This is a genomic window from Borrelia duttonii Ly (assembly GCF_000019685.1).
GTDB classification, from domain to species: Bacteria; Spirochaetota; Spirochaetia; order Borreliales; family Borreliaceae; genus Borrelia; species Borrelia duttonii.
In genome coordinates this window covers 317,001-340,758 of sequence record NC_011229.1, presented here as the reverse complement: position 1 = coordinate 340,758, position 23,758 = coordinate 317,001, and the positions used below count along the sequence as shown (strand labels likewise).

Sequence of the window (23,758 nt, the reverse complement as noted above, 5' to 3'; positions counted from 1 at the left end):
ATGGTAGAGTTTAAAAATATAGTAAAATATTTTCCAGATATTGAGAGACCTATCCTAAATAGTGTCAATTTAAGAATTGAGGAATCTAAAATTTTAACTGTTATTGGGCGAAATGGAGAAGGTAAGAGTACCTTATCAAAAATTATAGCTGGGCTTGTTCGTTTTGATAGTGGTGAGGTTTTTGTTAATAATATTAAACAAAAAAATTGGAATGTAGATGTAGCAAAGAATAATGGTATTTATATTGTATCACAGATTCCAAAGCTTGATATGAATTTAAAAGTTTGGGAATATCTTAGTATTTATTGGTTTGATTCTAAGTTTTTTATGCCAATGAATAGATCTGCAACTTATAGATATTATAAATGGCTTAGACAATTTTATAATATCATTTTTGATTTAGAAACAAGGATACAAGATTTAAATATTAAAGAAATATATTTTTTGCTTATTATGTCTTCCCTTAAAAAAAATGCAAAGATTATTATTTTTGATGAGAGTGTTGCTTATTTTTCTCAAAAAGAGGCAAAAGAATTTATTAAATTACTTCAAGATCTTAGAAAGATAGGTATTACTTCGCTTTTTATTACACATAGAGAAATTAGCGATGCCATAAAATTTAGTGATGAATTTATTATTTTACAAGAAGGAAAATGTTTTAGAACAACAAATAAAGAAATTATACTTAATAAACTTGAAATACCTTCTGGTAAATTTATTGCTGTAAATTCTAAACGTGGTGAACAAAATGAAGAATTTATAAAATTTAGTTTATTTTTTGAAGATTTTTGGAAATATGATATTAATTTTTCTTTGAAAAAGAGAGGTATTTTGGGCATTGTTGCAGAAGAGGCAGCAATAAAAACTTGGGAAAAGTTATTCTTAGGAAAAATACCATTTGTAGGATGTATTAAAATGAATGGACATCGATATGAAAATGTTGATTTTAATGAGCTTAAGGCAGGTTTTTTGCCTTTAGGAATTGGTAATTTATTTCCTGATAATATCACTATATTGGATAGTTTTTTATCTAAAATAATGAGTTTTGAAAATGAAATTTTTATTAAAAAATCTACCATTAATAAGCTTAAAAAATTTTTTAAAAATGATATGGAATATTGTGATAGTAAGATATTAAAGACTTTTTATTCTAAATCTGTGGCATTCTCTGGTGGAACTTTAAAAAAGCTTGCTCTTTTTAGAGAAAAATATATTACAAAAAGCTTTTTAATTTGTTTTTCACCTCTTAGCAATCTAGATTATAGGGCATATATTGAAACGTCTAATTTTATTCGTAATTTTTCTAATGAGAAGCCCGTACTTTTAATTACCCCTAATTTGGATGAATTGTTGCTTTTATCTGATGATATTTTGGCAATAAAAACAGGGGAGGTCGTGTTGAGATTAAAAAGAGAATATGTCGATAAGTCAACCTTAAAGGAAATGTTATTTGTATGAATACATTTAGAAAAGAATATATTTTATTTATGTTTTCTTTTAGTGCGTTATGTATTAGTTATTTTTTTGATGGATTTTTTAGTTTTTCTTACATAAAAGTAATTTTATGGAATTTTATGTTGTTATTGTTAGTTGCAACAGGAATTTCAACTTGTGCTAAGAGTAATAGTTTAACTCTTGGTGATGAGGGTCAGGTTTATTTTGGAGCGTTTTTGTCTTATGTGTTTTGTGATTTTTGTGGGCTTACATACTTTAATTTTATATTAATAATGTTTTTAAGTTCATTATTAGTTGGACTTATAGGTATAGTTCCTTTTTTATTAACATTTTTTTGTGGAGTAAATGGTATGCTTACTGGTCTTTTGATGTCTTATGGAAATCAAAGGTTGGTGGATGGGTTTATATCAAAGCTTTTAAGTTCAAATGAACTTTTAAGTCAAACTAAAAGTATTAATAAAATATTTGCTCGTGATGTTGCTTTACCATATTTGCTTGTATTTAGTCTGTTAATTTGGGGATGTTATGTATTTATTCATAAAAGAACTATTTTGGGATTAAAACTTGAAATATTGAGTGATCGAAAAACATTAAGTAAATTTTTTAGTATTAATGAATTTAAATATAAGTTTTGTACAGTGTTTACCAGTGCTTTTTTAAATGGTCTTGTAGGTGCAATATTTGTAATTTTTTTTAAGAATTATTTGTTTTTAAGTTTAACTTCTGGACTTGGTTGGAATGGCTTTGTTGTTGCTGTGGTTTCGGGGTTTAATTATATTTATGTGTTATGTTTTAGTTTGTTTTTTGCAATGTTGAACGAATTTAATAATTATCTTAAAATAAATTATTCATTTAAGTATGAATTTATTGGTTTATATCAGGCCATTTCTATTTTCATTGCATTGTTTTTTATTAATACGGGTAAAAAGTAGGTGTTTAGTATTTTTTTGCATTCTATAATATTTGCATATTTAGCTCTTGGTATTCTTTATACTGAGAGAGTAGGGCTTTTAAATATATCTATAGAGGGAATTTCTTTTTTGTCTGTTTTTTTGACTTCTCTTTTTATATATTGGGGCTATGGAATATTTATTTCAGTTATTATGACAATTTGTATTAGTTTACTTTTTGGTTGTTTTTTATCTTTTATTGCAATAAATGGTTATAATATTTTTATAACGGGTATAGGAATTAATATATTGTGTAATTTCTTGGTTAGAATTTTAATGAGAGCTAATTTCAATTTTATTCCAGGATTTAGTTTAAATATTTCCAATAATATTGCCATTATTTTTTTTGTTATATTTTTTTTTACTTTTTTAAGTTTTAGTATTTATGTAATAAATTATTCAAAAGTTAGGGTAGTATTTGAATTTATTCGTTCAAATGATTATGAAAATGTATTAGGTGAACAGACTAGTAATTATTTTAAGTCTTTTGCTATTTTTGTTTCTGTAATATCGGCAAGTGTTGCGGGTTCATTGCTTGCTATAAATTTCAATGTTTATTCTTATGATTTGGGATTGAATAATGGTTGGCTTGCTATTTGTATATTGTATATTGCATTTGCAAATCCCTGGCTTATTTTGCCAAGTTCATTTTTTATGGTGTTTATTGAATACAAATTTTTTAATCTTCAAGATTATGTTAATTCTTATTTTGCACTTTCTTTGCCTTTTTATATGGCTATATTGATTAATGTATTTGCTGCTTTTTTTAGAAAAACTAAATTATTTTAGAGGTTGTTATTTTCATTTTTAAGATTTTTTAAAGTTTTAATCTGTAATTCCAAATCTTCGATTTTAGTTTTATTAAATTCATAAAAAGGAATTTGTTTGATGACATCCAAATTATTTAAAAAGATTGTAAATATGGTATCATCATGTGTTTCTATTTGAAAAATAGTATTCATTATTATATTAAACATTAAATCTTCATCTTGCATTAGATGATAAAATCCTTTTTTTAAAATAGTGTCAATTAATACGTATATATTACTGTTTAATAGTTCTTTATTATCTTGAATAAATTGCATTATATAATCCATTGAATTTCCCAGTTCTCCAATAAGAAAATATGCCCATGATATGTCAAGATAATTTTTTGTATCTTGGAAATCAATTATATGTAGGTAATTATTTGTTTGTTTTATTGCTTTTAACCAATTGTTCATGAGATATTCTAATTCTGAGAGTAATAAATATGCATCAACTTGTTTTGGATCTTGATTGATAATTTGCATTAATAATGCTTTAGATTGATTATATTTTTTAAATTCTTTAAGTAATATTGATTTTGTATAAAGTTCTTCTATTTTATTTATACTGACATCTTTTGTAGAAATTGTTGCATGAATAGTAGTAATTATATTGAACCAAATTAGTATTATTGTGTATTTTTTCATTGGTTATCCTCTTTTATTTTTGTTACAAGCTTGATTATCATATCTTTGTATTTATTAATCAGTTTGTATGAATTTAATTCTTCTATAAATTTATTAAGATATGACGTTGCAAGAATTGAAGAATTTTGGATTGCATTTGATGAGTTGATCATATTACTGAATTGTAATATTTTTTCTTTTACTTTATCTATAGGTTGATTTTTAATTTTTGCTAGTTCATGAATAATTTTATTATCGAAATTTTTTTCTCTTAAAAAGTATATTATAGGTAAACTTTTTTTCCCTTCAATTAAGTCATCTCCAAAATCTTTTCCCTTAACTCCGTCCTTGATATTTTTAATGTCATCTATCATTTGAAAATATGTTCCAATATTTAGGAATGTATTGTAAAGATTTTTTGCTTTATTTTCATTGTTAGTAAGTATTCCTGCTAAAAATCCAGCCATTCCAAAAAGAGAACTTGTCTTATGTTCAACTAAAGATATATATTCTTCAATACTTGGAATATATGTTCCATTATGTAATGTAATATCAATTCCTTGTCCTAAATGAAGATTTGATAGAGTTGTAAAAAAATTTTCATAAATAATTAATTTTTGACTTGTCTTTAAATTTGAAGTTTGTATTAGTTTTGCGGGTAGAAAGTAAATGAGATTTGCTGTATTAATGCTGTTGTCTAATCCATAAATTAAATGAATAGAAGGCTTGCCACGTCTCTTAAGAGCACCATCTTCTATGTCGTCGATAATGAGACTTCCAGAGTGAGGTAATTCAAGTAACATACTAATTTTATATAGATTTTCAGTATCTGAGTTGTTATATCCTAGTGCATGTGCCAATAAAATCATTAGCATTGGTCTGATTCTTTTTCCACCTCTATTTATTATTTCAATAGCAGGTGCTTGAATTGCATTTATTGTACTCTCTTGTATGTTAAGTGTTAGTTTTAGGTTTTTGTCTGTAAATAAGTTTAGAAAGTAATCTTTTGAAAATATATTATTGATATTTTTTTCGATTTTATCTAAAAATGATTTATTTTGCATAATTATAATTATAATAAAAAGTATGATGATTAAGTGTGTTTAAGAGAGTTATATGTATAATGTTTTTGATGAATATTCACAAAAAGCTAAAAATGAGGGGTATCTTGCTAGATCTGTTTATAAATTGATTGAAATTGATAAAAAATTTTCTTTGTTCTCTTCTGGTAATATATTAGATATTGGAGCATCTCCTGGCAGTTTTTCTCAATATGCTTATGCTAATCTTAAGAATGGAGTGCTTGTTGCAGTTGACCTTAATGATGTAAATCTTAATTTTACTAGTAATTTTTATTTTATTAAGGGCAATATATATCTTGATGAGGTTTATCAGAAAATCAAAATTTTTTCACCTTATAGTTTGATTGTAAGCGATGCAGCTCCTAGTACTACTGGTAATAGATTAGTTGATACTAGTAATTCTTTTAATCTAAATATCAGAATATTTGAGTTAGCTTGTGAGAGTTTGATGAGAGGTGGAAATTTGTTAATTAAGGTTTTTCAAGGTGGTGAGGAAGAACAGATTTTTTATAAACTTAAGAGTTGTTTTAGAGTTGTTAAAAAAGTGAGACCTAAAGCTGTTCGTAAAAATTCCTTTGAAATTTATTTTTTAGCTAAAGATTTTGCTAAATTATAGAGTTATTTTTAAATTGTTTTTTGTTGAGGATTGTTAAAGTATGTTTATAAAGGATAAAATTATGGAAAAAAAATCTCATTTACAAGTTGCATGTTTTAAAATTGGTAAAGAAAGTTATGGAGTTTCAATAGAGCATATTAGAGAGGTAATTAAAGTACCCTTAGAAGGTGTTTATGCAATACCTAATGTTCCTGATTATATTACAGGTATTTATAATCTTAGAGGAAATGTTATTCCTTTGATAAATTTAAATATTAGATTTAATATTCCTTCTGTTTATGCAACAGAAGAAGATAAACTTTTAGTAGGTTATTTAATAGTAAATATTCAAAATAAACTTTTAGGAATATTTGTAGATAAAGTATTAAAAGTTATTAGTTTTGATGTTTCAAGAATACAAGAGCCTCCTGCAACTTTACAAACTTTTGATAAAAAATATATATCTGGTGTTGTTAAGATTGAGAAAGAAGAAAATTTTGAGAGTGAATATTTAATTTTAATTGATATTGAACGAATATTTGATAAGGGCGAGTTTGAAAAGATTCCATATAAGGAGAATAATGAGTAGTAAAGTTTTAATTTACGTAAATTATTCAAATTTAGATGCTGAAGTTCTTGCTTGTGAGATACAAAGATATTTGGAGTTTAAGTATGGTGTTTTAAGTTTATTTGCAGGAATGAATAAATCTTTATGTGATATATCAAATAAAGATAATTTGATTTTTGCAATAACTTTGGGTGGAGATGGTACTGTTTTATTAGCCAGTAGTTTACTTTTAAAGAATGATATTGATATTCCTATTATTTCAATCAATTTGGGTAAAGTAGGATTTTTGGCAGATATAAAGCCTAGAGACTTTAAAGATGTGATAGATAAGTTTTTTAATAATTCTTTAGTGATTCATAAAAAATATTTACTTTGTATTAGTGCTTATGAAGATGGAAATAATTTATTTACTAAATATGCTTTAAATGATGTGATTATTCGTTCTAGTATTTTAAATAAATTGATTTATGTAAATCTTAAAGTTAATTCAGAAGATTTTCTTTCGTATAAGAGTGATGGAATAATATTTGCAACTCCAACAGGATCAACTGGGTATTCTTTTTCAGCGGGAGGAGCTATTTTAGAATCTGATCTTAAGGCTTTCATTTTAACACCCATTTCACCGCATTCTGTTTATAATCGTTCTTTTATTTTTTCAAGTAAAAGTAAACTGTCACTTGCGTTTCAAAAAGGGTATACATTAAATTCTGCATCAATTTTTGTTGATGGTGTTAATATTGGTACATTTGGGGTTAATATTGTTTTTGAGTTAAAACTTGATAATAAAAGTTTACGTTTTGCATCCTTTTGTACGGATACTTTTGTTAGAAGACTGAAAAATAAGTTATTATAGACTATGGTTTTATAATAATTTATTTTATGTGTCATATATTGATTGAACTTTTTATAAAAAATTTGATTTTAATTAAAAAGTTTTATATGAGGCTAAATGTGGGATTATTTGCATTTGAGGATGAATCTGATAATATCAGGGGTATATTGTTGTTGTCTTTATTTTATTATTTATTTGGTTACAAAATTAAACATGATGTAATTTCTAATGAAGGATGTAGAGATGTTTTAGTTGCTAAATTTCAAGCAAGTGATGAGTTTAGACGTTGTTTATTTTTTAGGGGAATTTTGGTCAAAGATTTAAAAACAATAATATTTGATTTTGTAAATGTCATTGTGGGTCATTATTATGTCAATGACAAGCCAATTTCTATTTTCGTATTAAATTCGATTTTTAATATGGAATTTAAAATTTGTTTTCAAAATTGGGAATATTTATTTTTAAAAAATATTTTAGATTGTCTTAATATTTTGAATGATTATGTTAATTTAAATATTAAATTAGAAACATATAAATTAGAGTTTAAATCGTATATTAGGTGTTTAAATAGTTATTATGGTTTTATTTTAAAACAAAAATTGTATGGTGATAATATAGAGAAATATGAAAAAACAATTAAAAATGAACTTAAAAGTTACAAATCTATATATAATTCAATCTTAAATTTAAGAAATGTTTTAAACTTGGATGATAATGTTTGTTGTTTAAGAGAGATAATAAAGGTGATTTGTGATGCTGAGTATTTTTTAAAAGTAAATATTTGTTATTTTGAATTTGAAAATTGTTTTAAAAATTTTTACTATGAACTTGAGGATATTGGTCACGATTATAGTGGAGTTTGTCTTGGAAAAGCTTGTGATGAAAATGAGCTTGAATTAGTAGATAGACGTTTATATTTTTTTCCTTGTCTTAATAAAAAATATGGACCAAATTTTAAAAATGTTATAGTGTTAGTAAATAAGTATAGTGAGATTATTAATTTGTTGCTTAATATTGCAACATTTAAATTAGCTAATGAGCAAAAATTAAATGTTTTGTTTGAAAATTTGCAAAAATTATCATTTGGTATTTCAAATATTATAAAAACAGTTGCTTTAAAATTTGCATCGGGAGTAATTGAGATTTTTCATAAATTTAATATGAGGGATGTAAAATTCTTTGTATCAGTATTTGAAGGTAAAATGAATTTGGCAGCTGTAGGTGATTTAAAGTTTTTTATTTCTAATTATATTGCTTTAAAAGTGCAATCAATAATGTATAGAGTTGCATCTGTAGGGGAGATTTTAAAAACAATATTGACTATTCAGAGTGTTCAAAGCATTGATGATAATCATATAATAGTTAATGGTATTGATTATGCTATAGAGAGTAAGTTTAATGTAACTTTGGGTAAATATTTGAAAAGTTTATCGCAAAATATGCATATATTTATTGTCACTTATCTTACTAATATTGCAAACTTTTTATATTTTAGTAAAGAAAAGTGTATTAAAAGAGAATTTGTGCTTAAGGAGGTGTCTTTGTTGTTTGCCTATGAGAGTGTTTTAGGAATTGTTAGAATGCTTTATGGTAATATTAGTAATATTAATTTTGGGTATGTAGTAGTCTTTTAAAAGTAATAATTGATTGCAAGTGTAGGTATTTATGGATTTAGTGCATAATGAAAATTATCAAAAAATTTTGTTTATTGATAGTCTTATTTTGCAAACTTTAGATGAAATAAAGAATGTAAAAAAATCTGGTAAAGTTGGGGTGGATTCAAATAAAACCGTTAATTTTATTAATTTGAATTTAAATGTTCTAAGTTATATTTTATCTTTAAATTATTTTTATACAAGGCCTCGATTGAAGGTTAATTATGATTTTCGAACAAATCTTTTTAGTTTTATTTCTGATTTTTCATTATTTGTAAGCCCTTCTTTACTCATATCTCTTAGTGAGCTTGTGTCAAATGGATCTGTTATTAAATTAAATCCTGAAGAGAGATTTTTAATTATTAGAAAATTGGGATATCTTATTGATTTGGGAATGTATTTTAGTAAAGGAGATTCCAAGTCAATTTTTCTCTTAGAAGATATATATTTGAAGTTTATTATCTTGGCAAAAAATTTTATTGACTTTAAAAATTTGGCAAAAAATTTAGTTATTGATAGTCCTTTTTATAAGTCTCAATTATTGCATCTAACTAAATCTTTAGAACTCTTAGAAGAAGGGGCATTTTTATTAAGATCAAGGTATGAAGCAAATGGGGCTTATGGATTGACAGAGCAAATTTTAAATTATATTCAGGCTGGAAAAATTTTAGCTACAGTTACTTCTCAAAAGGAGATGGCTGAAAAATTTTCTAAATTTTATGAAGTATGGTCTGTTAAATTTAAGTCTGATTTAAGCAAAAATAAATAGAATTTAAGGATTGGGAGAGGACGTAATAAATATGCATCTTTATAGAGAAAGTTCAACGAAATTTATCAAAATGAGATTTTTCTTCTTGTCGATTTTTTTGTTGATATTTATCATATTAGTTAATTCTTTATTGCGGGTAACAATTGATGTTTCGACTTCTTATAAATTTAATCATTTTGCAAAATATGATAATTTGGTTGAAATGTTTTCAAATAATAATGTTTTTATGCAAGATCAAATCTTAAATCTAGATTTAAATAAATATTATTATCATGTTATAAATGATCGTTTGGTTAGTTTTTCTGAGCATTATTATGTACTTGGTGAATCCCAAAATAATTATTCTATATATTCTAAAAATACAAATAAATTTTTATTTTCTTTATCATATAAAGATCTTGTATTTACAAAAGGTGATGCTATTTTTGCTTTAAATAATTTATATAAAACTTTAGAAGTTTATGGAGAAGATGGGAGTCAAATTTTTTCTTTTAAATTTGTAGCCTCAATATTAAGTGTTGATTATAATGATGGTGTTTTGGTTTTAGGGGCATCTGATGGAAATGTTTATGTATATAAGCATGGAAATTGTATTTATAGTGGTGATTTATTAGATCTTGGTTTGCCCATTATATGTGTTAAATTAAGCTTAGATAACAAATATTTATGTATTTTAAGGCAGAATGAATTTTATTCTTTAGAGGTAATTAATTTAGATCATGGATATAATCAGGTTTTATCTTTAAAAGATTTAAAGATAAAAGATTTTAATCCTTTTTTTAAGATAGATAAATTTTATAATTTGTTTATTAAAACTTTCGATTCCTTTTTAATACTTAATATTAAGAGTGGTAAAACTTTTAGGATTAATGATGAAAATTCTGTTTTGCAAGCTTGTTATGATTCTTTATCAAATACATATAGAATATATTTTTATGATTTAAATAGTAGTATAATCAATATAAGGACTTATTCTGTAAATTCTTATAGGTTGTTTGATAATATCTTTTTCAAAGATAAGGTAAGGTCGTATGTTGAATTTGATAAAGGGATTTTATATTTTAATGATAAGAGTGATTTAAAATACTTAGGACTTTAAATAATGATAATTATTTTTCTTTTTTTATTTAGTATATCTAATTTATATTCATTTTTAGAATTTGGCAAGGATGAAAAATTTGATTTGATTGATGATTTTGGAGAGATTAAAAATGATACTTTAAATATTGGTATAAAATTGAGAGCTTTAGATACTCATTTTTCTATTTTTTCAAATAATTATAAAGTCTTATATTCCAAGAATAAGATAAATGAATATGATAAGAGTGTTTTAATCATTTTTGATAAAGACTTAAATTTTAATTTGGAGTTTTTTGGTGATTTTGTTTATAAGGATGATAAAGTTTTTTTAATGGATAATAAAAATTTTGATATCGTAGTGGTTGATCACTATAATAGACAGATAATTAATCCTTTATTTGTTATAAAAAATAGAAATAATTTAAATATTATTTCTTCTTTTTTTGTGTCTGAACTTTTTTTAAAAAGTAAAGATGATATTGTATTTTCATTAAAAGAGAATGTAGATCTAGATTTAGAGTTAGGGAATTATACTCTTGTTTTGAATTTTTTAAAAAGAGATGTTGCTAAGGAATCAAAAATTCTTAGTGGTATTTATTATTTTGAAGTATTATTAAATAATAACAGTGTTTTTCGTATTGATTTTCAAAGTATGTATTTAAATGGTAATTCATACGTTGTTTCTGGAAATAAAAATTATAATTTAAATGTTTTTGATTTAAAGAAAAATAATGGAAGTATTAAGATAGATAATCTTGAATTTACTAATGGTAGTAATGAGATTAAAATCAAATATGGGGATGTTTATAATGTCGAAAATAGTTTAACTTACAGGTTTACACTTAATGGGTGACATTTTTCATATTCCTGTGCTTCTTGAGGATGTTATTAATCTTGTAGAAACTATATATTTAGATGATGGATTTGTTTTTGTTGATTGTACTCTTGGAGAAGGTGGTCATTCAAAAGCTGTACTTAGTAAATATCAAAATATTAATGTTATTGGAATTGAAAGAGATGATGTTGTTTTGAATAGGGCAAAAGAATCTCTTGTAGAATTTAGTAAAAGAATTTCCTATTCTAATACTTGGTTTGATGATTTTTTTTGTAAATATTCTTTACATCGTCGATTTAATTTTATTTTAGCTGATCTTGGTATTTCTATGTTTCATTACAAAGTTGGTGGTAGAGGATTTTCTTTTTTGGAAGATGAAAAATTAGATATGAGGCTTTTTCCTTCTGATGGGGGTATTAGTGCTTATGATATTGTTAATACTTTTGATAAAGAAATGCTTGAAAATTTGATTTATGAATTGGGTGGTGAATATTATTCTAGGAGAATTGTTAAGGCTATCTTAGAGTATAGAAAAATTAATAAGATTCAAACCTCAAGAGAACTCCAGAGAATAATTTGTAAAGCGTATCCTAATGTAAAATTTAAAATAAATCCAGCAACAAAAACTTTCCAAGCATTAAGAATTTATGTTAATGATGAGTTGGATCGTTTAAAGAGAAGTTTGCCATTATGGATAGCAAATTTGTCAAAGAATGGAATTTTGGCCATTATTACATTTCATTCTTTGGAAGATAAAATTGTAAAAGAATTTTTTAAAGGTTTGACTAAAGATCAGTATTGCATACTTACTAAAAAACCTATAACCTCAAGTTTTAAAGAAAAACAGTACAATAATGCATCAAGAAGTGCTAAGCTAAGGGCTGTAAAAAAATTATATGAGTAAGATTAAAAGATTTGAAATTAGTTTTTACTGTTTATTAATTTTGCTATTAACAATTATAGTATGTTTAAATATTTATTTTAATTTTAGATATGTTGTAAAGTTACGTGAGTTTGATGATTTGAATAATGAACAAAATGATATTATTGATGAAAATCTTAGATTGTTGACCATAATATATGAGCTTCAAAGTATTGATAGAATAGAAGATCTTAGTCAAAATTATTTAGATTTAGAAAAAAAAGATAATAAAGATATTAATATTATTAAACGATAATATCTATGAGGATATTTGGTGCATATAAAAATTAAAGATATTTTAGATTCTCTAAAGGATGTTAAATTTATTGGTGATGTTAGTAATGTGCAAAAAATTGTATCATTTTATTCACTAGATAGTCGTGAGATAAATGTAGAGAATAGTGAAGTTAGTCTTTATTTTGCTTATAAAGGTGATAGGGTAGATGGATTTTTTTTTGTTAAATATTTAATTGATATTGGTGTTAAATGTTTTGTATGTTCTAAAGATCGGGAACTTTTGTGTATTGAATATTTAAAAAAAGATAAGGATTTAATTTTTTTGCTAACTACTAATGTTGTAACTTGTCTTCAAAATTTAGCAGCTCACTTTATTAAAAAAACACGTTTTAAAAGAATAGCTATTACAGGTAGTAATGGAAAGACTACAACGAAAGAGATGCTTTACAGTATATTGTCAGAGAGATATAAAACTTGCAAAACTTGGGGAAATTTAAATTCAGATATTGGATTGCCTTTGAGTATTTTAAGAACCAAAGGAGATGAAGAGTATGCTGTTTTTGAAGTAGGAATTAGTTATGTTGGAGAGATGAATATCATTGCTGAGATATTAAATCCTGAAATTGTTATTGTAACAAATGTTAGTTATGCTCATATGCAAGCTTTTGAGGATTTAAAAATTGTTGCTTATGAGAAGAGTAAAATTATTACAAAAGATACCAAAATGTTAATTTTAAATGAAAGTTGTCCTCAGCATGTATATCTAGAAGAAATAGCCAAATCTGTAAACCCAAATATCAATATCTTTTATTTTGAATTTCATAATCTTCAAATTAGATCATTTTCATTTGTAAATGATAAATTTTCTTATGATTTTACTTATAAAGGATGTGATTATTCCATTTTATTACCCGGGAAACATAATATTTGCAATGCAATATCTTGTATTAATTTAGCTTTATTTCTTGGACTAAGTGAAAATGAAATTCGTAATGGTTTGTTACATGCTGATTTTCAAAAGGGTAGAGCAGAACTTGTAAGAATAAAAGATTATTTGGTTTTAAATGATTCTTATAATGGTAATTTAAGCTCATTTATGGCTTTGAAAGAAATGATTTTAGATCTTGAGATTAAAGATAGAAAAATCATTGTTCTTGGGTCTTTTAAAGAACTTGGAAAATTTGCATATGAGGTTCATAAAACAGCTATAGAAGAAGTTGTTTTAATGAATTTTGATAAGGTTTTTTTAATTGGTGAAGAATTTCAAGCAGTTAAGAGAGTTGATAGTCTATCCTCAAATAGTTGTTTATTTTATTTTAATAATTTTGAGAGTTTTATTGATTGTTTTGTAAATGCTTTAGAATCAGGGTGTTTTATTGCGATTAAAGGGTCAAGGACAAATAGACTTGAGAGAGTGCTTGACTATCTTTGAATTAATGGTGGAAGAGAGGATTTATGTTTTGTTTTTTAGGACTTAGATTATTGAAATATATTACTTTTAGAACCGCTTATGCTACTATTTTTGCATTTTTGCTTGCTTTAATTTTTGGTCCATTTATTATCTCAAGGCTTAAGAAATTAAAATTGGATCAAATTTTAAGAAAGGATGGACCAAAACGCCATTTAAGTGAAAAAATGGGAATTCCTACTATGGGTGGTGTTCTTATTTTTTTTTGTGTTTTAGTTTCTTTATTTTTTTGGATTCATTTTTTTAATATTTATTTTTTAATTGTACTGTTTGTTATGGTTAGTTTTGCGTGTTTGGGATTTACAGATGATTTGCTTAAAATAAAAAGGAAAAATTCGGATGGACTTAATCCTAAATTTAAGATTTATGGGCAAATATTATTTTCTTTTATTTCAGTTGTTATGCTTTACTATTTTGGTGGAGAACATGTTAGTATACTTTATTTTCCATTTTTCAAATCTCTCAAATTAGATTTGGGAATTTTATATATTCCATTTGGGATGTTTGTTCTGATATCTGCATCTAATTCTTTTAATTTAACAGATGGGCTTGATGGACTTGCTATTGGACTTAGTATTGTTGTAATAGGTGCTTTAATAATAATTGCATATCTTACAAGTAGAGTTGATTTTGCATTGTATTTAAATATTCCAAATGTTAAAGGTTGTGAAGAACTTGTAATATTTCTTGGGGCTTTGCTTGGTGGTAGTTTTGGATTTTTGTGGTTTAATGCATATCCTGCTAAAATAATGATGGGTGATACTGGTAGTCTTTCAATAGGTGCAGTACTTGGAATGGTAGCTTTGATTTTAAAGAGTGAAATTCTTTTTGCAATCCTTGCAGGAGTTTTTGTTGTAGAAACTTTATCTGTAATTATTCAAGTTGTGGTTTATAAGAAAACCAAAAAAAGGGTATTTAAAATGGCGCCACTTCATCATCATTTTGAGGAGCTTGGGTGGTCTGAAATGCAGGTTGTTATTAGATTTTGGATCATAGGTTTAATATTTGCTATACTTGCTTTAAGTACTATTAAGATTAGATAAGAAATTTAGATTGGGAGTTATGTTTGTAGAGAAAACCTCTCTTAGAAAATGTTATTTTCTTGTTTTATTTTCACTTATTTCTTATGGTCTTATTGTATTTTATACATCTTCATTTTTTTTAAGTTTGGAACTTACAGGGGATCCTAATTTTTTATTTTTAATGCGTCTTAAGTATCTTGTTTTAAGTTTGATTGTGTTTTTTATTTTTGATAAGATTTCTTTAGATTTTTTAAAAAAAATAGTTTTTGTTATATTGTGTATAACTTTTGCATTAGTTTTAGCGACTTTTTTTTCTCCTAGTGTTTCTGGAGCACAAAGATGGATATTTTTTAAAGGTATCAGTATTCAGCCATCAGAAATCTTTAAGGTTTCTTTTACAATTTATCTTGCAAATTATTTGAGTAAGTTTAAATTAAAAGCAAATAATTATATTTCTTATTGGCTTAAACCTATGTTAATTTTTGGTATTTTTTGGTTGCTTATAATTTTACAAAATGATTATTCAACAGCTATTTATTTTGCTATTCTTTTTTTTATTGTTTTGTTTATTGCTGGAATGTCATTAGGATACATTTTTGCTATTTTGTTTACTTTTATTCCAATTGCTATGCTGTTTTTATTATTTGAACCTTATAGGGTTGCAAGAATTTTTGCATTTTTAAATCCTTATGATGATCCTTTGGGAAAGGGATATCAAATAATATCGTCACTTAATGCTTTAAAGAGTGGTGGTCTTTTAGGTAAGGGGCTTGGAATGGGTGAGATGAAGCTTGGAAGACTTCCTGAGGCTAATTCTGATTTTATTTTTTCTGTACTTGGAGAAGAATTAGGGTTTTTTGGAATTTTTTTTGCTATTGTATTGTTTTTTTTATTTTTTTATTTTGGATATTTTGTTGCCATTCATGCTAAAACCAAGTTTAAATTTTTTCTTGCGTTTATTTCAAGTCTTGCAATCTTTCTTCAAAGTATCATGAATATTTTGATTGCAATTGGACTTTTGCCCCCTACAGGTATAAATTTGCCATTTTTTTCATCAGGTGGTTCTTCTATTGTTGTTACGATGGCACTCTCTGGTCTTATTTCAAATGTCTCAAGAGATATTGAGGGTACATAGTTTAGAGTAATTGTGATTTAGTTTTAGGTTTATGGGGATTTATAGAAAAATTTTAATTATTTATATTTATGTAATAATATCTTTTATATTACTTGAAATTATTTTTATTATTTTTATTTCTCCTTATTTTTTAATTAGGTATATTAGTTTCAATGATGACATTCATATTTCTAAGGAAGATATATTAAGTATTTCAGGAATTAAGCCTAATACTTATTATTATAATGCTGATATTAGTATTTATGAGAAGAATATTATGAAGGATTTAAGAGTAAAGAATGTGAAGATAAAACTTAAATTTCCTAATATGATTAGCATCAATATTGAGAGAAGAGTTCCTGTGGCTACTGCTTATGAGAATATTAATGGTAGTTTTGTCTATTATTTTATTGCCTCAGATGGTGTTATTTTAGAGAAATCTAAAGATTTGATTTATGATTTGCCTATAATTAGCGGATTGAATTTAACTGGCATTGAAGTTGGTGATTTTTTAGAGGATGGGATGTTAACTATTATAAAGAACCTTAACTATGTTAAAATAAATCAAAATACTTTGTATAATTTAATATCAGAAATTAATTTTTTGAAGTTGAATTTCTATGATTACAAGATTATTTTGTATATAAAGAATATATATAATAAGATATTGATAAGAATGGATATGGATTTAATAAGTGTAATGCATAAGGTATTCATGATATCTAATTTACTTAAGGAAGGATTTGATATTGTTGATTTAAGAAGTGGTGATATCATTTTGTTAGGAGAGAATTAGTGTCTAGGGATTTGATAGTAGGATTGGATGTTGGAACTTCAAAAATTTGTACTGTTGTAGCTGAGGTAAATTTGAACAATCAATTGGAGATAGTTGGAATAGGCACTAGCATTTCAAGGGGTGTTAGAAAAGGAGTCCTTATAAATATTGAGGCAGCTCTTGATTCGATATCGAATTCTATTGAGGCTGCTGAGCTTATTTCTGGGTGTGATATTGCTACTCTTTCTGTTTCTATGTCAGGTAGTAGCATTGAGGGTACTAATTCTCGTGGAGTTGTAGCAATAAATTCAAAGACCAGGGAAATTGGTGATGAAGATGTTGAACGTGTTATTGAGGCTGCTAAGGCAATTGTAATTCCAATGGATAGAGAAATTTTACATGTAATTCCTCAAGAGTTTATTGTGGATGGAATCCCTCATATAAAAAATCCAATAGATATGATGGGAATTCGTCTTGAAGGTGAAGTACATATTATTACAGGATCTAGTTCTTCAAGTCAGAATTTAGTTAGATGTGTAAATAGAGCAGGATTTTCTGTTGATGAGGTTGTTCTTGGAAGTTTGGCTTCATCTTATGCTACCTTATCTAAAGAGGAGCGTGAAATGGGAGTTTTGTTTATTGATATGGGAAAAGGTACAACCGATATCATTCTTTATGTTGATGGTTCTCCTTATTATACAGGAGTAATTCCTATAGGTGCAAATAGAGTGACTCTTGATATTGCACAAGTTTGGAAAGTTCCCGAAGATGTTGCTGAGAATATTAAAATAACAGCTGGAGTTGCCCATATTTCTGCTCTTGAGACTCAAATGGAAAGTGTTATTATACCTAATCTTGGAACTAGACCACCTCAAGAAAAGAGTAGAAAAGAGTTGGCTATAATTATTAGTTCGAGATTAAGTGAAATCTTTGAGATGATAAAAGCCGAAATAGTTAAGAGGGGACTTTATAATAAGATTAATGGAGGGATTGTTTTGACTGGAGGGGGAGTTTTGTTTCCTGGTATTTCTAATTTGACAGAAGAAATATTTAAGTATCCATCAAGAATAGGGTTTCCAATGAATATTAATGGGGTTGGGGAAGAGTATATTGATCCTAAATTTTCTTCAGCTCTTGGTCTTGTTTTGTATAAACATGAGCAACAAAAATTTAATAAGTTGAAAAAAGGAAATAATAAATCTAAAAGACAAGGTAAAATATCTTCAAAATTGAAAGGTTGGTTTTTGAAGGAGTGGTTTTGATTGGTCATGGAGGCATTTAAATGAAAGATTATAATATTATTGATAGTCATTCAAAAAGGTTTGATTCTGCTACAAATCCTACGGTTCTTAAAGTAATTGGTGCAGGCGGTGGTGGTAGTAATGCTGTCAATCGTATGATTGAATATGGAGTAAGAGATGTTGAATTTATTGTAGCAAATACTGATCTTCAGGCTCTTCAAACGTCTATTGCTCCCATCAAGATTGCTCTTGGTGCTAAAGTTACAGCAGGTCTTGGGGCTGGTGGTAGACCAGAAATTGGACAGGCTGCAGCAGAAGAAGACATTGATGTTATTAAAAATCATTTAGCAGGTGCTGATATGGTATTTATTACTGCTGGAATGGGAGGAGGAACAGGAACAGGTGCTGCTCCTGTTATTGCTCAAGTTGCTAAGGAACTTGGGATTTTGACAGTTGGAGTTGTTACTAAGCCTTTTAAATTTGAGGGACCTAAAAAGATGCGACTTGCTGAGCAAGGAATAAATAATTTAAGAAAATCTGTTGATACTTTGATCATTATTCCAAATCAAAAGCTTTTAACAGTTGTTGATAAACGAACTACGATTAAGGATGCATTTAAGAGAGCTGATGATGTACTTAGAATGGGTGTACAGGGAATTGCAGGTCTTATTATTGAACATGGAGAAGTCAATATTGATTTTGCTGATGTTAAGAGTATTATGCAAGGGCAAGGAGATGCTTTAATGGGTATTGGTTATGGCAAGGGTGAGAATAGGGCAGTTGATGCTGCTACTTCTGCTATTAGTAATCCTTTACTTGAGGAAGTTAGAATAGAAGGTTCTAAGGGTCTTCTTGTTAATATAACTGGGGGTGAAGATTTTTCATTGCTTGAACTTGAAGAGATTATGGGAATTATTACTGCTAGTGTTGATGATGAGGCTACTGTAATATATGGACATGCAATTAATTCAAATCTGGATGATGAGATTTATGTTACAGTTGTTGCTACTGGATTTTCTGCTAAAAAACAAAAAGACCTATCTGGAGTTGTTGAGAATAATACTTTAAGTTCAAAAGAATTTGATAGTTTAATGTCAGGTAGTCAAGATGCTTCTGGGGTGACTTATGGGGCTAATGATAATTTTATAGCAAAATCAAAAAATGTGAATTATTTTGAAGATGATATTGATGTTCCCACATTTCTTAGAAATTTAAATAAGAAAAATGGCGACAATTGAATGAAGAGATGTGTATCGGTATTTTTGTTACTATGGGTTTCTTGTGGTGATGGAGCTAAAGAAAAATCAAATCTTGGACTTAGAATCAGAGAAGTGGAATTATCTGGTGGTGGTTCATTAGAAAAGGTAGAAGTTTATAAAGAATTTATTGATAGGGAAGAAAAAAATGTTTTAAAAATAATAAATTCTATTGATAAGAAGGCCAGGTTTTTTATCTTAATTGGTCTTGAGCTTATTAAGCTTGGTCAATATTTGCCTGCTATTGAATATTTAAATAAAAATTTAGAGTATGGACCCGATAATCATTTGTCTCATTTTTATATAGGTGTTTCTTCTTATAATTTAGCTAAGGGAATGCAAACTCAAGACAAGATAGAGGAGTATTTTACTCTTGCTGAAAATTCTTTTTTAAAATCGATATCTCTTAAAGATGATTTTAAGGAAGCAATTTTTGCTCTCTCTACTATGTATGTTTATGATCTTGATAAGCAATTAGAAGCTAAAGGTTATTTAAGTAAACTTGAATTTATGGGAGAAAATTATTTTGAGTTTTTGATGTTAAGAGGTGCAAATTATTATTCTCTTGGTGATTTTAATAATGCTTTATTATTTTATAATAAAGCAAAAAGTAAGGCTTCAACTCAAGAACAGATAGAGGGAGTTAGTAAAATAATAAATGATTTTAAGTAGTTTTTATGTGCAAATTACTTTATGTTGATAATTTAAAATTTTTAAAGAGCAAAGAAAAGCTTAGGATTTTTAATAATTTTGATTTCAATGAACTTTGTAAATTAAGTTTAAGAGATATTTCTAGTTATTTATCTAGAGATTTTAAAAAAATCCATAAGCTTCCAGACCTAAAATTAATAGAGTTGCAACAAAAAATTATTAATAAGACGGGTACAAAGGTTGTAGTTCTTGGGTCTAAAGATTATCCTTTCAAATTAGAGAGAATCTATGATCCTCCATTTGTCATTTATTATAAAGGGAATCTTCCAGATTCTAATTCTGTATCTTGGGCTGTTGTTGGGTCAAGACAGATTAGTACTTTTTTGGCAAATAAAATTAAAGAGTTGTCATCTCATCTTGCTAGGAATAATATCGAGATAATATCTGGATTTGCAGTAGGTGCTGATATTGCGGCTCATATTGGTGCACTTATTGAAAAAAAGAGGACATATGCAGTTATTGCGACAGATATTGATAATATTTATCCAAAGCAAAATAGAAAATATGTTGCTCGTCTTTTAGAAAATGGTGGAGGTATTCTGACTGAGACTTTGCCTTATGAGAAGATACAAAATTATTTTTTTGCAAAAAGAAATAGGATAGTGGCTGGTCTTGCAAATGCTGTTTTTGTTACTTGTGCACCAAAAAAGTCAGGTGCTTTAATTACTGCTGAACTTGGACTTGATGTTGGTCTTGATGTTTATGTTTATGATGTTAATTATTCTGGTGATGGTTCTAGGGATTTATATGATTCTGGAGCCTTAGAAATAAAATCAGTACCAGATCTTTATAAGGTTTTAAATGTTGAGTATAATAAGCTTGAAATTGTTGATGATATGGATAGTTGTTGTATAGGTGGAGATATATCTAGTATGCTTATTAGTGAGTTATTGAATGAAATATCTAAATAGGGAGGGGACGTCGTGAATTTTAAAGGAACCACAGTTATTGCAATAAGAAGGGCAGGAAAGACTGTAGTAGCAGCAGATGGGCAGGTGACTTTTGGATATACTGTTTTAAAATCTAATGCTGTAAAAATAAGAAAGTTGGTTAATGGAAAGATTTTGGCAGGATTTGCAGGTTCGACTTCTGATGCTATTACTCTTTTTGAGAAATTTGAGGAAAAGGTGAAGTCTAGAGAAGATGGAATTATTGATATTAAGAGAGCCGCTGTGGATCTTGCAAAAGATTGGAGATCTGATAAAATACTGCATAAACTTGAGGCAATGATGCTTGTTGCTGATTCTGATAATATTTTATTAATTTCAGGTACTGGAGATGTTGTTGAGCCTGAAGAGGATGTAATTTCCATTGGTAGTGGTGGAAATTATGCATACTCAGCAGCTCTTGCTTACATGGAAAATAAAAAATTAAGTGCTGCTGATATTGCTTTTAAAGCTTTAAAGATAGCAGCAAGAGTTTGTATATATACAAATTCAAATATTGTGCTTGAGGAGATTGGTTGATGAATAAGATTGAGGATCAAAGTATAGTACCTAGAGAAATTGTTGCAGAATTGGATAAGTATATAATAGGACAGTCAGAAGCAAAGAAATTGGTTTCAATTGCTCTTGTTAATAGGTATATAAGGTCTAAACTTCCTAAAGAAATAAGAGACGATGTTATGCCTAAAAATATTATTATGGTTGGGTCAACTGGAGTTGGGAAAACTGAAATTGCAAGAAGACTTTCAAAGTTTATTAAGGCTCCTTTTATTAAAGTTGAGGCTACTAAATATACTGAGGTAGGTTATGTTGGTCGTGATGTTGAATCTATGATTCGTGATCTAATGAGTATTGCAGTTAATATGGTAAGAGAAGAGATGTATGATTCTGTTAAAGAAGAAGCAAGTAAGCGTGCTGAGGATAGAATCATTGATAAACTTTTAAAAAATTCTGAGAATTCTGAGAATGATAATATTACTGATGAAGAGAAGAGAGTTCGTGATAAATTGAGAGATAAGTTTAGAAAACAGTTAAGAAAAGGTGAGCTTGATGAGAATCTTATCGATGTTTATGTTTCGGGTAAGATGCCTGTTTCTACTATAGAAATATTTTCAGGTGGTAATTTAGAAGAGATTGATATGAGTATTGGGGGTCTTATTAATAATATCTTTGATAGAAAAAAGAGAAGAGAGTTAAAAATAAAAAAAGCTAGAGAGATAATTATATCTGAGGAGCTTGAAAAATTAGTTGATTATGAAAATATTGTAGATATTGCTAAATCACGGGTTGAAAATATGGGTATTGTTTTTATTGATGAGATAGATAAAATAGTTACTAAAAATAGAACTGGAAATGATGTATCTAGAGAAGGTGTGCAGAGAGATATTTTGCCAATTGTTGAAGGATCTAAAGTTAATACTAGGTATGGAATAGTTGATACTTCTCATATTTTGTTCATTGCTGCTGGTGCATTTAATTTATCTAAACCATCTGATTTAATACCAGAGCTTCAAGGTAGGTTTCCAATTAAAGTTGAACTTACAAGTTTGAGTATAGATGATTTTAAAAATATTTTAAAGTGTACTAAAAATTCTTTGATAAAACAGTACATTGCGATGTTTAAAGTTTATAATTTAACCTTAACATTTACTGAAGAGGCAATTGATAGGATTGCTGAACTTACATTTAATATGAATTTTGAGGGAGAAAATCTTGGTGCACGGAGATTGCATGGAGTTATGGAAAAAATCCTTGCCGATCTTTTTTTTGAAGCACCTGGTAGTAAGTTGAAAAAAATTGAAATAAATTTGGACTATGTTGATGAAAAAATAAAAATTAACGAACAAAAAGACTTAAATTATTATATAATATAGTAAAAAACAATTTGTAGTATGAGGATATTAGTTTGGATATTTTTCAAAGATCAGTAGATTTGACACATAGGTATTTAGATGTTCTTGGGTTAAGACAAAGTGTAGTGGCTGATAATATTGCAAATGTGGATACTCCGAATTTTAAGAGAAGTAAGGTTACTTTTGAGGCTGAGCTTGAGAGAGCAATTTTGAATGAAAAGACAAATAATTTGTCTTTGATTAGAGGTAATAATAAACATTTAGATGGTTTTAAAGAGTTAGGATATTTAGATGTTAAACCTCAAAGAATGCTTGATCATCTCTCAACATTGAATAATAATGGCAATAATGTTGATATTGATTCTGAAATGAAAAGTCTTGTTCAGAACCAAATGATGTATGGATTATTTACAAATATTCAAGCTCATCATTTTAAAAGTGTAAATATTGTAATAAAATAAGTTATAACCTCAAGGAATATTTGTATATGGGATTATTTTCAAGTATTAATACTGCTTCGACAGGTTTGACAGCTCAAAGATTAAGACTCGATGTTATTGCAAATAATATTGCAAATGTGGAAACTACCAGGACTGCTGATGGGGGAGCTTATAGACGAGAGAGAATAATTTTTGCTCCTAGAGTTGTAAGTCCATATTGGAAGGGGCCTTTTGTTCCTGATTATCTTGATAATGGAGTTGGACAAGGCGTCAGAGTTTCTGGTATTGAAAAAGACAAGTCTCCTTTAAAGCTACAATATGATCCAACTCATCCTGATGCAATAAAATCTGGAGAGTTGAAAGGTTATGTGGAATTTCCTAATGTAAATGTGGTTGAAGAAATGGTAGATATGATTTCTGCTTCTCGTGCTTATGAAGCAAATTCTTCTGTAATTAATAGTAGTAAATCAATGTTTAGGAGTGCATTATCAATACTTCAAAATTAAGGAGGTTTGTAGAAA

General features: G+C 27.2%; 26 protein-coding genes. 24 read left to right on the top strand and 2 right to left on the bottom strand.

Annotated elements, in window-relative coordinates; all coding sequences use genetic code 11:
- Genes BDU_RS01600 through BDU_RS01590 form a run of 3 tightly spaced genes read left to right on the top strand, consistent with a single transcriptional unit; the run spans window position 1 to window position 3,194 of the window.
- Window positions 1-1,458, top strand: a complete 1,458-nt coding sequence (locus BDU_RS01600; RefSeq protein WP_012538084.1) for an ATP-binding cassette domain-containing protein — start codon at window positions 1-3, stop codon at window positions 1,456-1,458.
- Entirely contained in the window at window positions 1,455-2,387 is a 933-nt protein-coding gene (locus BDU_RS01595) for an ABC transporter permease (RefSeq protein ID WP_012538083.1), read from the top strand. The genes BDU_RS01600 and BDU_RS01595 overlap by 4 nt, the downstream gene beginning before the upstream one ends.
- A complete protein-coding gene (locus BDU_RS01590) occupies window positions 2,388-3,194 on the top strand; it encodes a membrane protein (protein WP_012538082.1) in 807 nt (268 codons plus the stop codon).
- On the opposite strand, the gene BDU_RS01585 is transcribed toward BDU_RS01590, so the two are convergent.
- Together BDU_RS01585 and BDU_RS01580 are read right to left on the bottom strand one after the other, a co-directional pair.
- Window positions 3,191-3,859, bottom strand: a complete 669-nt coding sequence (locus tag BDU_RS01585) for a hypothetical protein (protein ID WP_012538081.1) — start codon at window positions 3,857-3,859, stop codon at window positions 3,191-3,193. The two genes, BDU_RS01590 and BDU_RS01585, sit on opposite strands and share 4 nt — an antisense overlap.
- Window positions 3,856-4,902 carry a polyprenyl synthetase family protein gene (locus tag BDU_RS01580; protein WP_012538080.1) on the bottom strand — a complete coding sequence of 349 codons (1,047 nt, stop codon included), beginning with the start codon at window positions 4,900-4,902 and terminating at the stop codon, window positions 3,856-3,858. Before BDU_RS01580 ends, BDU_RS01585 begins: the two co-directional genes overlap by 4 nt.
- A 52-nt stretch (window positions 4,903-4,954) precedes the next feature.
- On the opposite strand from BDU_RS01580, the gene BDU_RS01575 reads away from it, so the two are divergent.
- The 21 genes from BDU_RS01575 (at window position 4,955) to flgC (ending at window position 23,743) form a co-directional block, all read left to right on the top strand.
- On the top strand, window positions 4,955-5,536 hold the full coding sequence (locus BDU_RS01575; RefSeq protein ID WP_012538079.1) for an SAM-dependent methyltransferase: 582 nt from the start codon (window positions 4,955-4,957) through the stop codon (window positions 5,534-5,536).
- Window positions 5,537-5,576: 40 nt separating this feature from the next.
- Window positions 5,577-6,104: a chemotaxis protein CheW gene (locus BDU_RS01570; RefSeq protein WP_012538078.1), complete on the top strand. Its 528-nt coding sequence runs from the start codon at window positions 5,577-5,579 to the stop codon at window positions 6,102-6,104.
- Window positions 6,097-6,936: an NAD(+)/NADH kinase gene (locus BDU_RS01565; protein WP_038366170.1), complete on the top strand. Its 840-nt coding sequence runs from the start codon at window positions 6,097-6,099 to the stop codon at window positions 6,934-6,936. The genes BDU_RS01570 and BDU_RS01565 overlap by 8 nt, the downstream gene beginning before the upstream one ends.
- A gap of 98 nt (window positions 6,937-7,034) precedes the next feature.
- Window positions 7,035-8,549, top strand: a complete 1,515-nt coding sequence (locus BDU_RS01560) for a DNA repair protein RecN (protein ID WP_318250775.1) — start codon at window positions 7,035-7,037, stop codon at window positions 8,547-8,549.
- 31 nt (window positions 8,550-8,580) lie between these two features.
- Entirely contained in the window at window positions 8,581-9,339 is a 759-nt protein-coding gene (locus tag BDU_RS01555) for a hypothetical protein (RefSeq protein WP_012538075.1), read from the top strand.
- 31 nt (window positions 9,340-9,370) lie between these two features.
- Window positions 9,371-10,438 carry a hypothetical protein gene (locus BDU_RS01550; protein ID WP_193333504.1) on the top strand — a complete coding sequence of 356 codons (1,068 nt, stop codon included), beginning with the start codon at window positions 9,371-9,373 and terminating at the stop codon, window positions 10,436-10,438.
- A 3-nt stretch (window positions 10,439-10,441) separates the two neighbouring features.
- A complete protein-coding gene (locus BDU_RS01545; RefSeq protein ID WP_012538073.1) occupies window positions 10,442-11,272 on the top strand; it encodes a hypothetical protein in 831 nt (276 codons plus the stop codon).
- Window positions 11,265-12,158, top strand: coding sequence for a 16S rRNA (cytosine(1402)-N(4))-methyltransferase RsmH (rsmH, locus tag BDU_RS01540; protein ID WP_012538072.1), 894 nt, complete (start codon window positions 11,265-11,267; stop codon window positions 12,156-12,158). The genes BDU_RS01545 and rsmH overlap by 8 nt, the downstream gene beginning before the upstream one ends.
- Entirely contained in the window at window positions 12,151-12,432 is a 282-nt protein-coding gene (locus BDU_RS01535) for a hypothetical protein (protein ID WP_012538071.1), read from the top strand. The genes rsmH and BDU_RS01535 overlap by 8 nt, the downstream gene beginning before the upstream one ends.
- 18 nt (window positions 12,433-12,450) lie before the next feature.
- Window positions 12,451-13,845, top strand: a complete 1,395-nt coding sequence (gene murF / locus BDU_RS01530; protein WP_041177698.1) for a UDP-N-acetylmuramoyl-tripeptide--D-alanyl-D-alanine ligase — start codon at window positions 12,451-12,453, stop codon at window positions 13,843-13,845.
- Window positions 13,846-13,868: 23 nt separating this feature from the next.
- Entirely contained in the window at window positions 13,869-14,924 is a 1,056-nt protein-coding gene (gene mraY / locus BDU_RS01525; protein ID WP_012538069.1) for a phospho-N-acetylmuramoyl-pentapeptide-transferase, read from the top strand.
- A gap of 19 nt (window positions 14,925-14,943) precedes the next feature.
- Window positions 14,944-16,038, top strand: coding sequence for a putative lipid II flippase FtsW (gene ftsW, locus BDU_RS01520; RefSeq protein ID WP_041177697.1), 1,095 nt, complete (start codon window positions 14,944-14,946; stop codon window positions 16,036-16,038).
- 31 nt (window positions 16,039-16,069) lie between these two features.
- Window positions 16,070-16,813 (top strand): cell division protein FtsQ/DivIB, encoded by a 744-nt coding sequence (locus BDU_RS01515; RefSeq protein ID WP_012538067.1) that lies wholly within the window; start codon window positions 16,070-16,072, stop codon window positions 16,811-16,813.
- Complete coding sequence (ftsA, locus tag BDU_RS01510; RefSeq protein WP_012538066.1) at window positions 16,813-18,054, top strand: cell division protein FtsA; 1,242 nt, start codon at window positions 16,813-16,815, stop codon at window positions 18,052-18,054. Before BDU_RS01515 ends, ftsA begins: the two co-directional genes overlap by 1 nt.
- Window positions 18,055-18,074: 20 nt before the next feature.
- Complete coding sequence (gene ftsZ, locus BDU_RS01505) at window positions 18,075-19,271, top strand: cell division protein FtsZ (protein ID WP_012538065.1); 1,197 nt, start codon at window positions 18,075-18,077, stop codon at window positions 19,269-19,271.
- The gene (locus BDU_RS01500) at window positions 19,272-19,961 is read left to right on the top strand and encodes a tetratricopeptide repeat protein (protein WP_012538064.1); all 690 of its coding nucleotides are present in this window, start codon (window positions 19,272-19,274) and stop codon (window positions 19,959-19,961) included. It begins immediately after the preceding gene.
- A 5-nt stretch (window positions 19,962-19,966) separates the two neighbouring features.
- Window positions 19,967-20,911 (top strand): DNA-processing protein DprA, encoded by a 945-nt coding sequence (gene dprA, locus BDU_RS01495; RefSeq protein WP_012538063.1) that lies wholly within the window; start codon window positions 19,967-19,969, stop codon window positions 20,909-20,911.
- Between the two features lie 12 nt (window positions 20,912-20,923).
- Complete coding sequence (gene hslV / locus BDU_RS01490) at window positions 20,924-21,466, top strand: ATP-dependent protease subunit HslV (RefSeq protein WP_012538062.1); 543 nt, start codon at window positions 20,924-20,926, stop codon at window positions 21,464-21,466.
- Complete coding sequence (gene hslU, locus BDU_RS01485; RefSeq protein ID WP_040236142.1) at window positions 21,466-22,818, top strand: HslU--HslV peptidase ATPase subunit; 1,353 nt, start codon at window positions 21,466-21,468, stop codon at window positions 22,816-22,818. The genes hslV and hslU overlap by 1 nt, the downstream gene beginning before the upstream one ends.
- A gap of 32 nt (window positions 22,819-22,850) precedes the next feature.
- Window positions 22,851-23,258 carry a flagellar basal body rod protein FlgB gene (gene flgB, locus BDU_RS01480; RefSeq protein WP_012538060.1) on the top strand — a complete coding sequence of 136 codons (408 nt, stop codon included), beginning with the start codon at window positions 22,851-22,853 and terminating at the stop codon, window positions 23,256-23,258.
- Window positions 23,259-23,284: 26 nt separating this feature from the next.
- On the top strand, window positions 23,285-23,743 hold the full coding sequence (gene flgC / locus BDU_RS01475; protein ID WP_014696170.1) for a flagellar basal body rod protein FlgC: 459 nt from the start codon (window positions 23,285-23,287) through the stop codon (window positions 23,741-23,743).
- Window positions 23,744-23,758 lie beyond the last annotated feature (15 nt).

Coding starts and splice junctions, on each gene's coding strand:
- BDU_RS01600 (WP_012538084.1), top strand. CDS start 1: ATGGTAGAGTTTAAAAATATAGTAAAATATTTTCCAGATATTGAGAGA.
- BDU_RS01595 (WP_012538083.1), top strand. CDS start 1,455: ATGAATACATTTAGAAAAGAATATATTTTATTTATGTTTTCTTTTAGT.
- BDU_RS01585 (WP_012538081.1), bottom strand. CDS start 3,859: ATGAAAAAATACACAATAATACTAATTTGGTTCAATATAATTACTACT.
- BDU_RS01580 (WP_012538080.1), bottom strand. CDS start 4,902: ATGCAAAATAAATCATTTTTAGATAAAATCGAAAAAAATATCAATAAT.
- BDU_RS01575 (WP_012538079.1), top strand. CDS start 4,955: ATGTATAATGTTTTTGATGAATATTCACAAAAAGCTAAAAATGAGGGG.
- BDU_RS01570 (WP_012538078.1), top strand. CDS start 5,577: ATGTTTATAAAGGATAAAATTATGGAAAAAAAATCTCATTTACAAGTT.
- BDU_RS01565 (WP_038366170.1), top strand. CDS start 6,097: ATGAGTAGTAAAGTTTTAATTTACGTAAATTATTCAAATTTAGATGCT.
- BDU_RS01555 (WP_012538075.1), top strand. CDS start 8,581: ATGGATTTAGTGCATAATGAAAATTATCAAAAAATTTTGTTTATTGAT.
- BDU_RS01550 (WP_193333504.1), top strand. CDS start 9,371: ATGCATCTTTATAGAGAAAGTTCAACGAAATTTATCAAAATGAGATTT.
- BDU_RS01545 (WP_012538073.1), top strand. CDS start 10,442: ATGATAATTATTTTTCTTTTTTTATTTAGTATATCTAATTTATATTCA.
- rsmH (WP_012538072.1), top strand. CDS start 11,265: ATGGGTGACATTTTTCATATTCCTGTGCTTCTTGAGGATGTTATTAAT.
- BDU_RS01535 (WP_012538071.1), top strand. CDS start 12,151: ATGAGTAAGATTAAAAGATTTGAAATTAGTTTTTACTGTTTATTAATT.
- mraY (WP_012538069.1), top strand. CDS start 13,869: ATGTTTTGTTTTTTAGGACTTAGATTATTGAAATATATTACTTTTAGA.
- ftsW (WP_041177697.1), top strand. CDS start 14,944: ATGTTTGTAGAGAAAACCTCTCTTAGAAAATGTTATTTTCTTGTTTTA.
- BDU_RS01515 (WP_012538067.1), top strand. CDS start 16,070: ATGGGGATTTATAGAAAAATTTTAATTATTTATATTTATGTAATAATA.
- ftsZ (WP_012538065.1), top strand. CDS start 18,075: ATGAAAGATTATAATATTATTGATAGTCATTCAAAAAGGTTTGATTCT.
- BDU_RS01500 (WP_012538064.1), top strand. CDS start 19,272: ATGAAGAGATGTGTATCGGTATTTTTGTTACTATGGGTTTCTTGTGGT.
- dprA (WP_012538063.1), top strand. CDS start 19,967: ATGTGCAAATTACTTTATGTTGATAATTTAAAATTTTTAAAGAGCAAA.
- hslU (WP_040236142.1), top strand. CDS start 21,466: ATGAATAAGATTGAGGATCAAAGTATAGTACCTAGAGAAATTGTTGCA.
- flgC (WP_014696170.1), top strand. CDS start 23,285: ATGGGATTATTTTCAAGTATTAATACTGCTTCGACAGGTTTGACAGCT.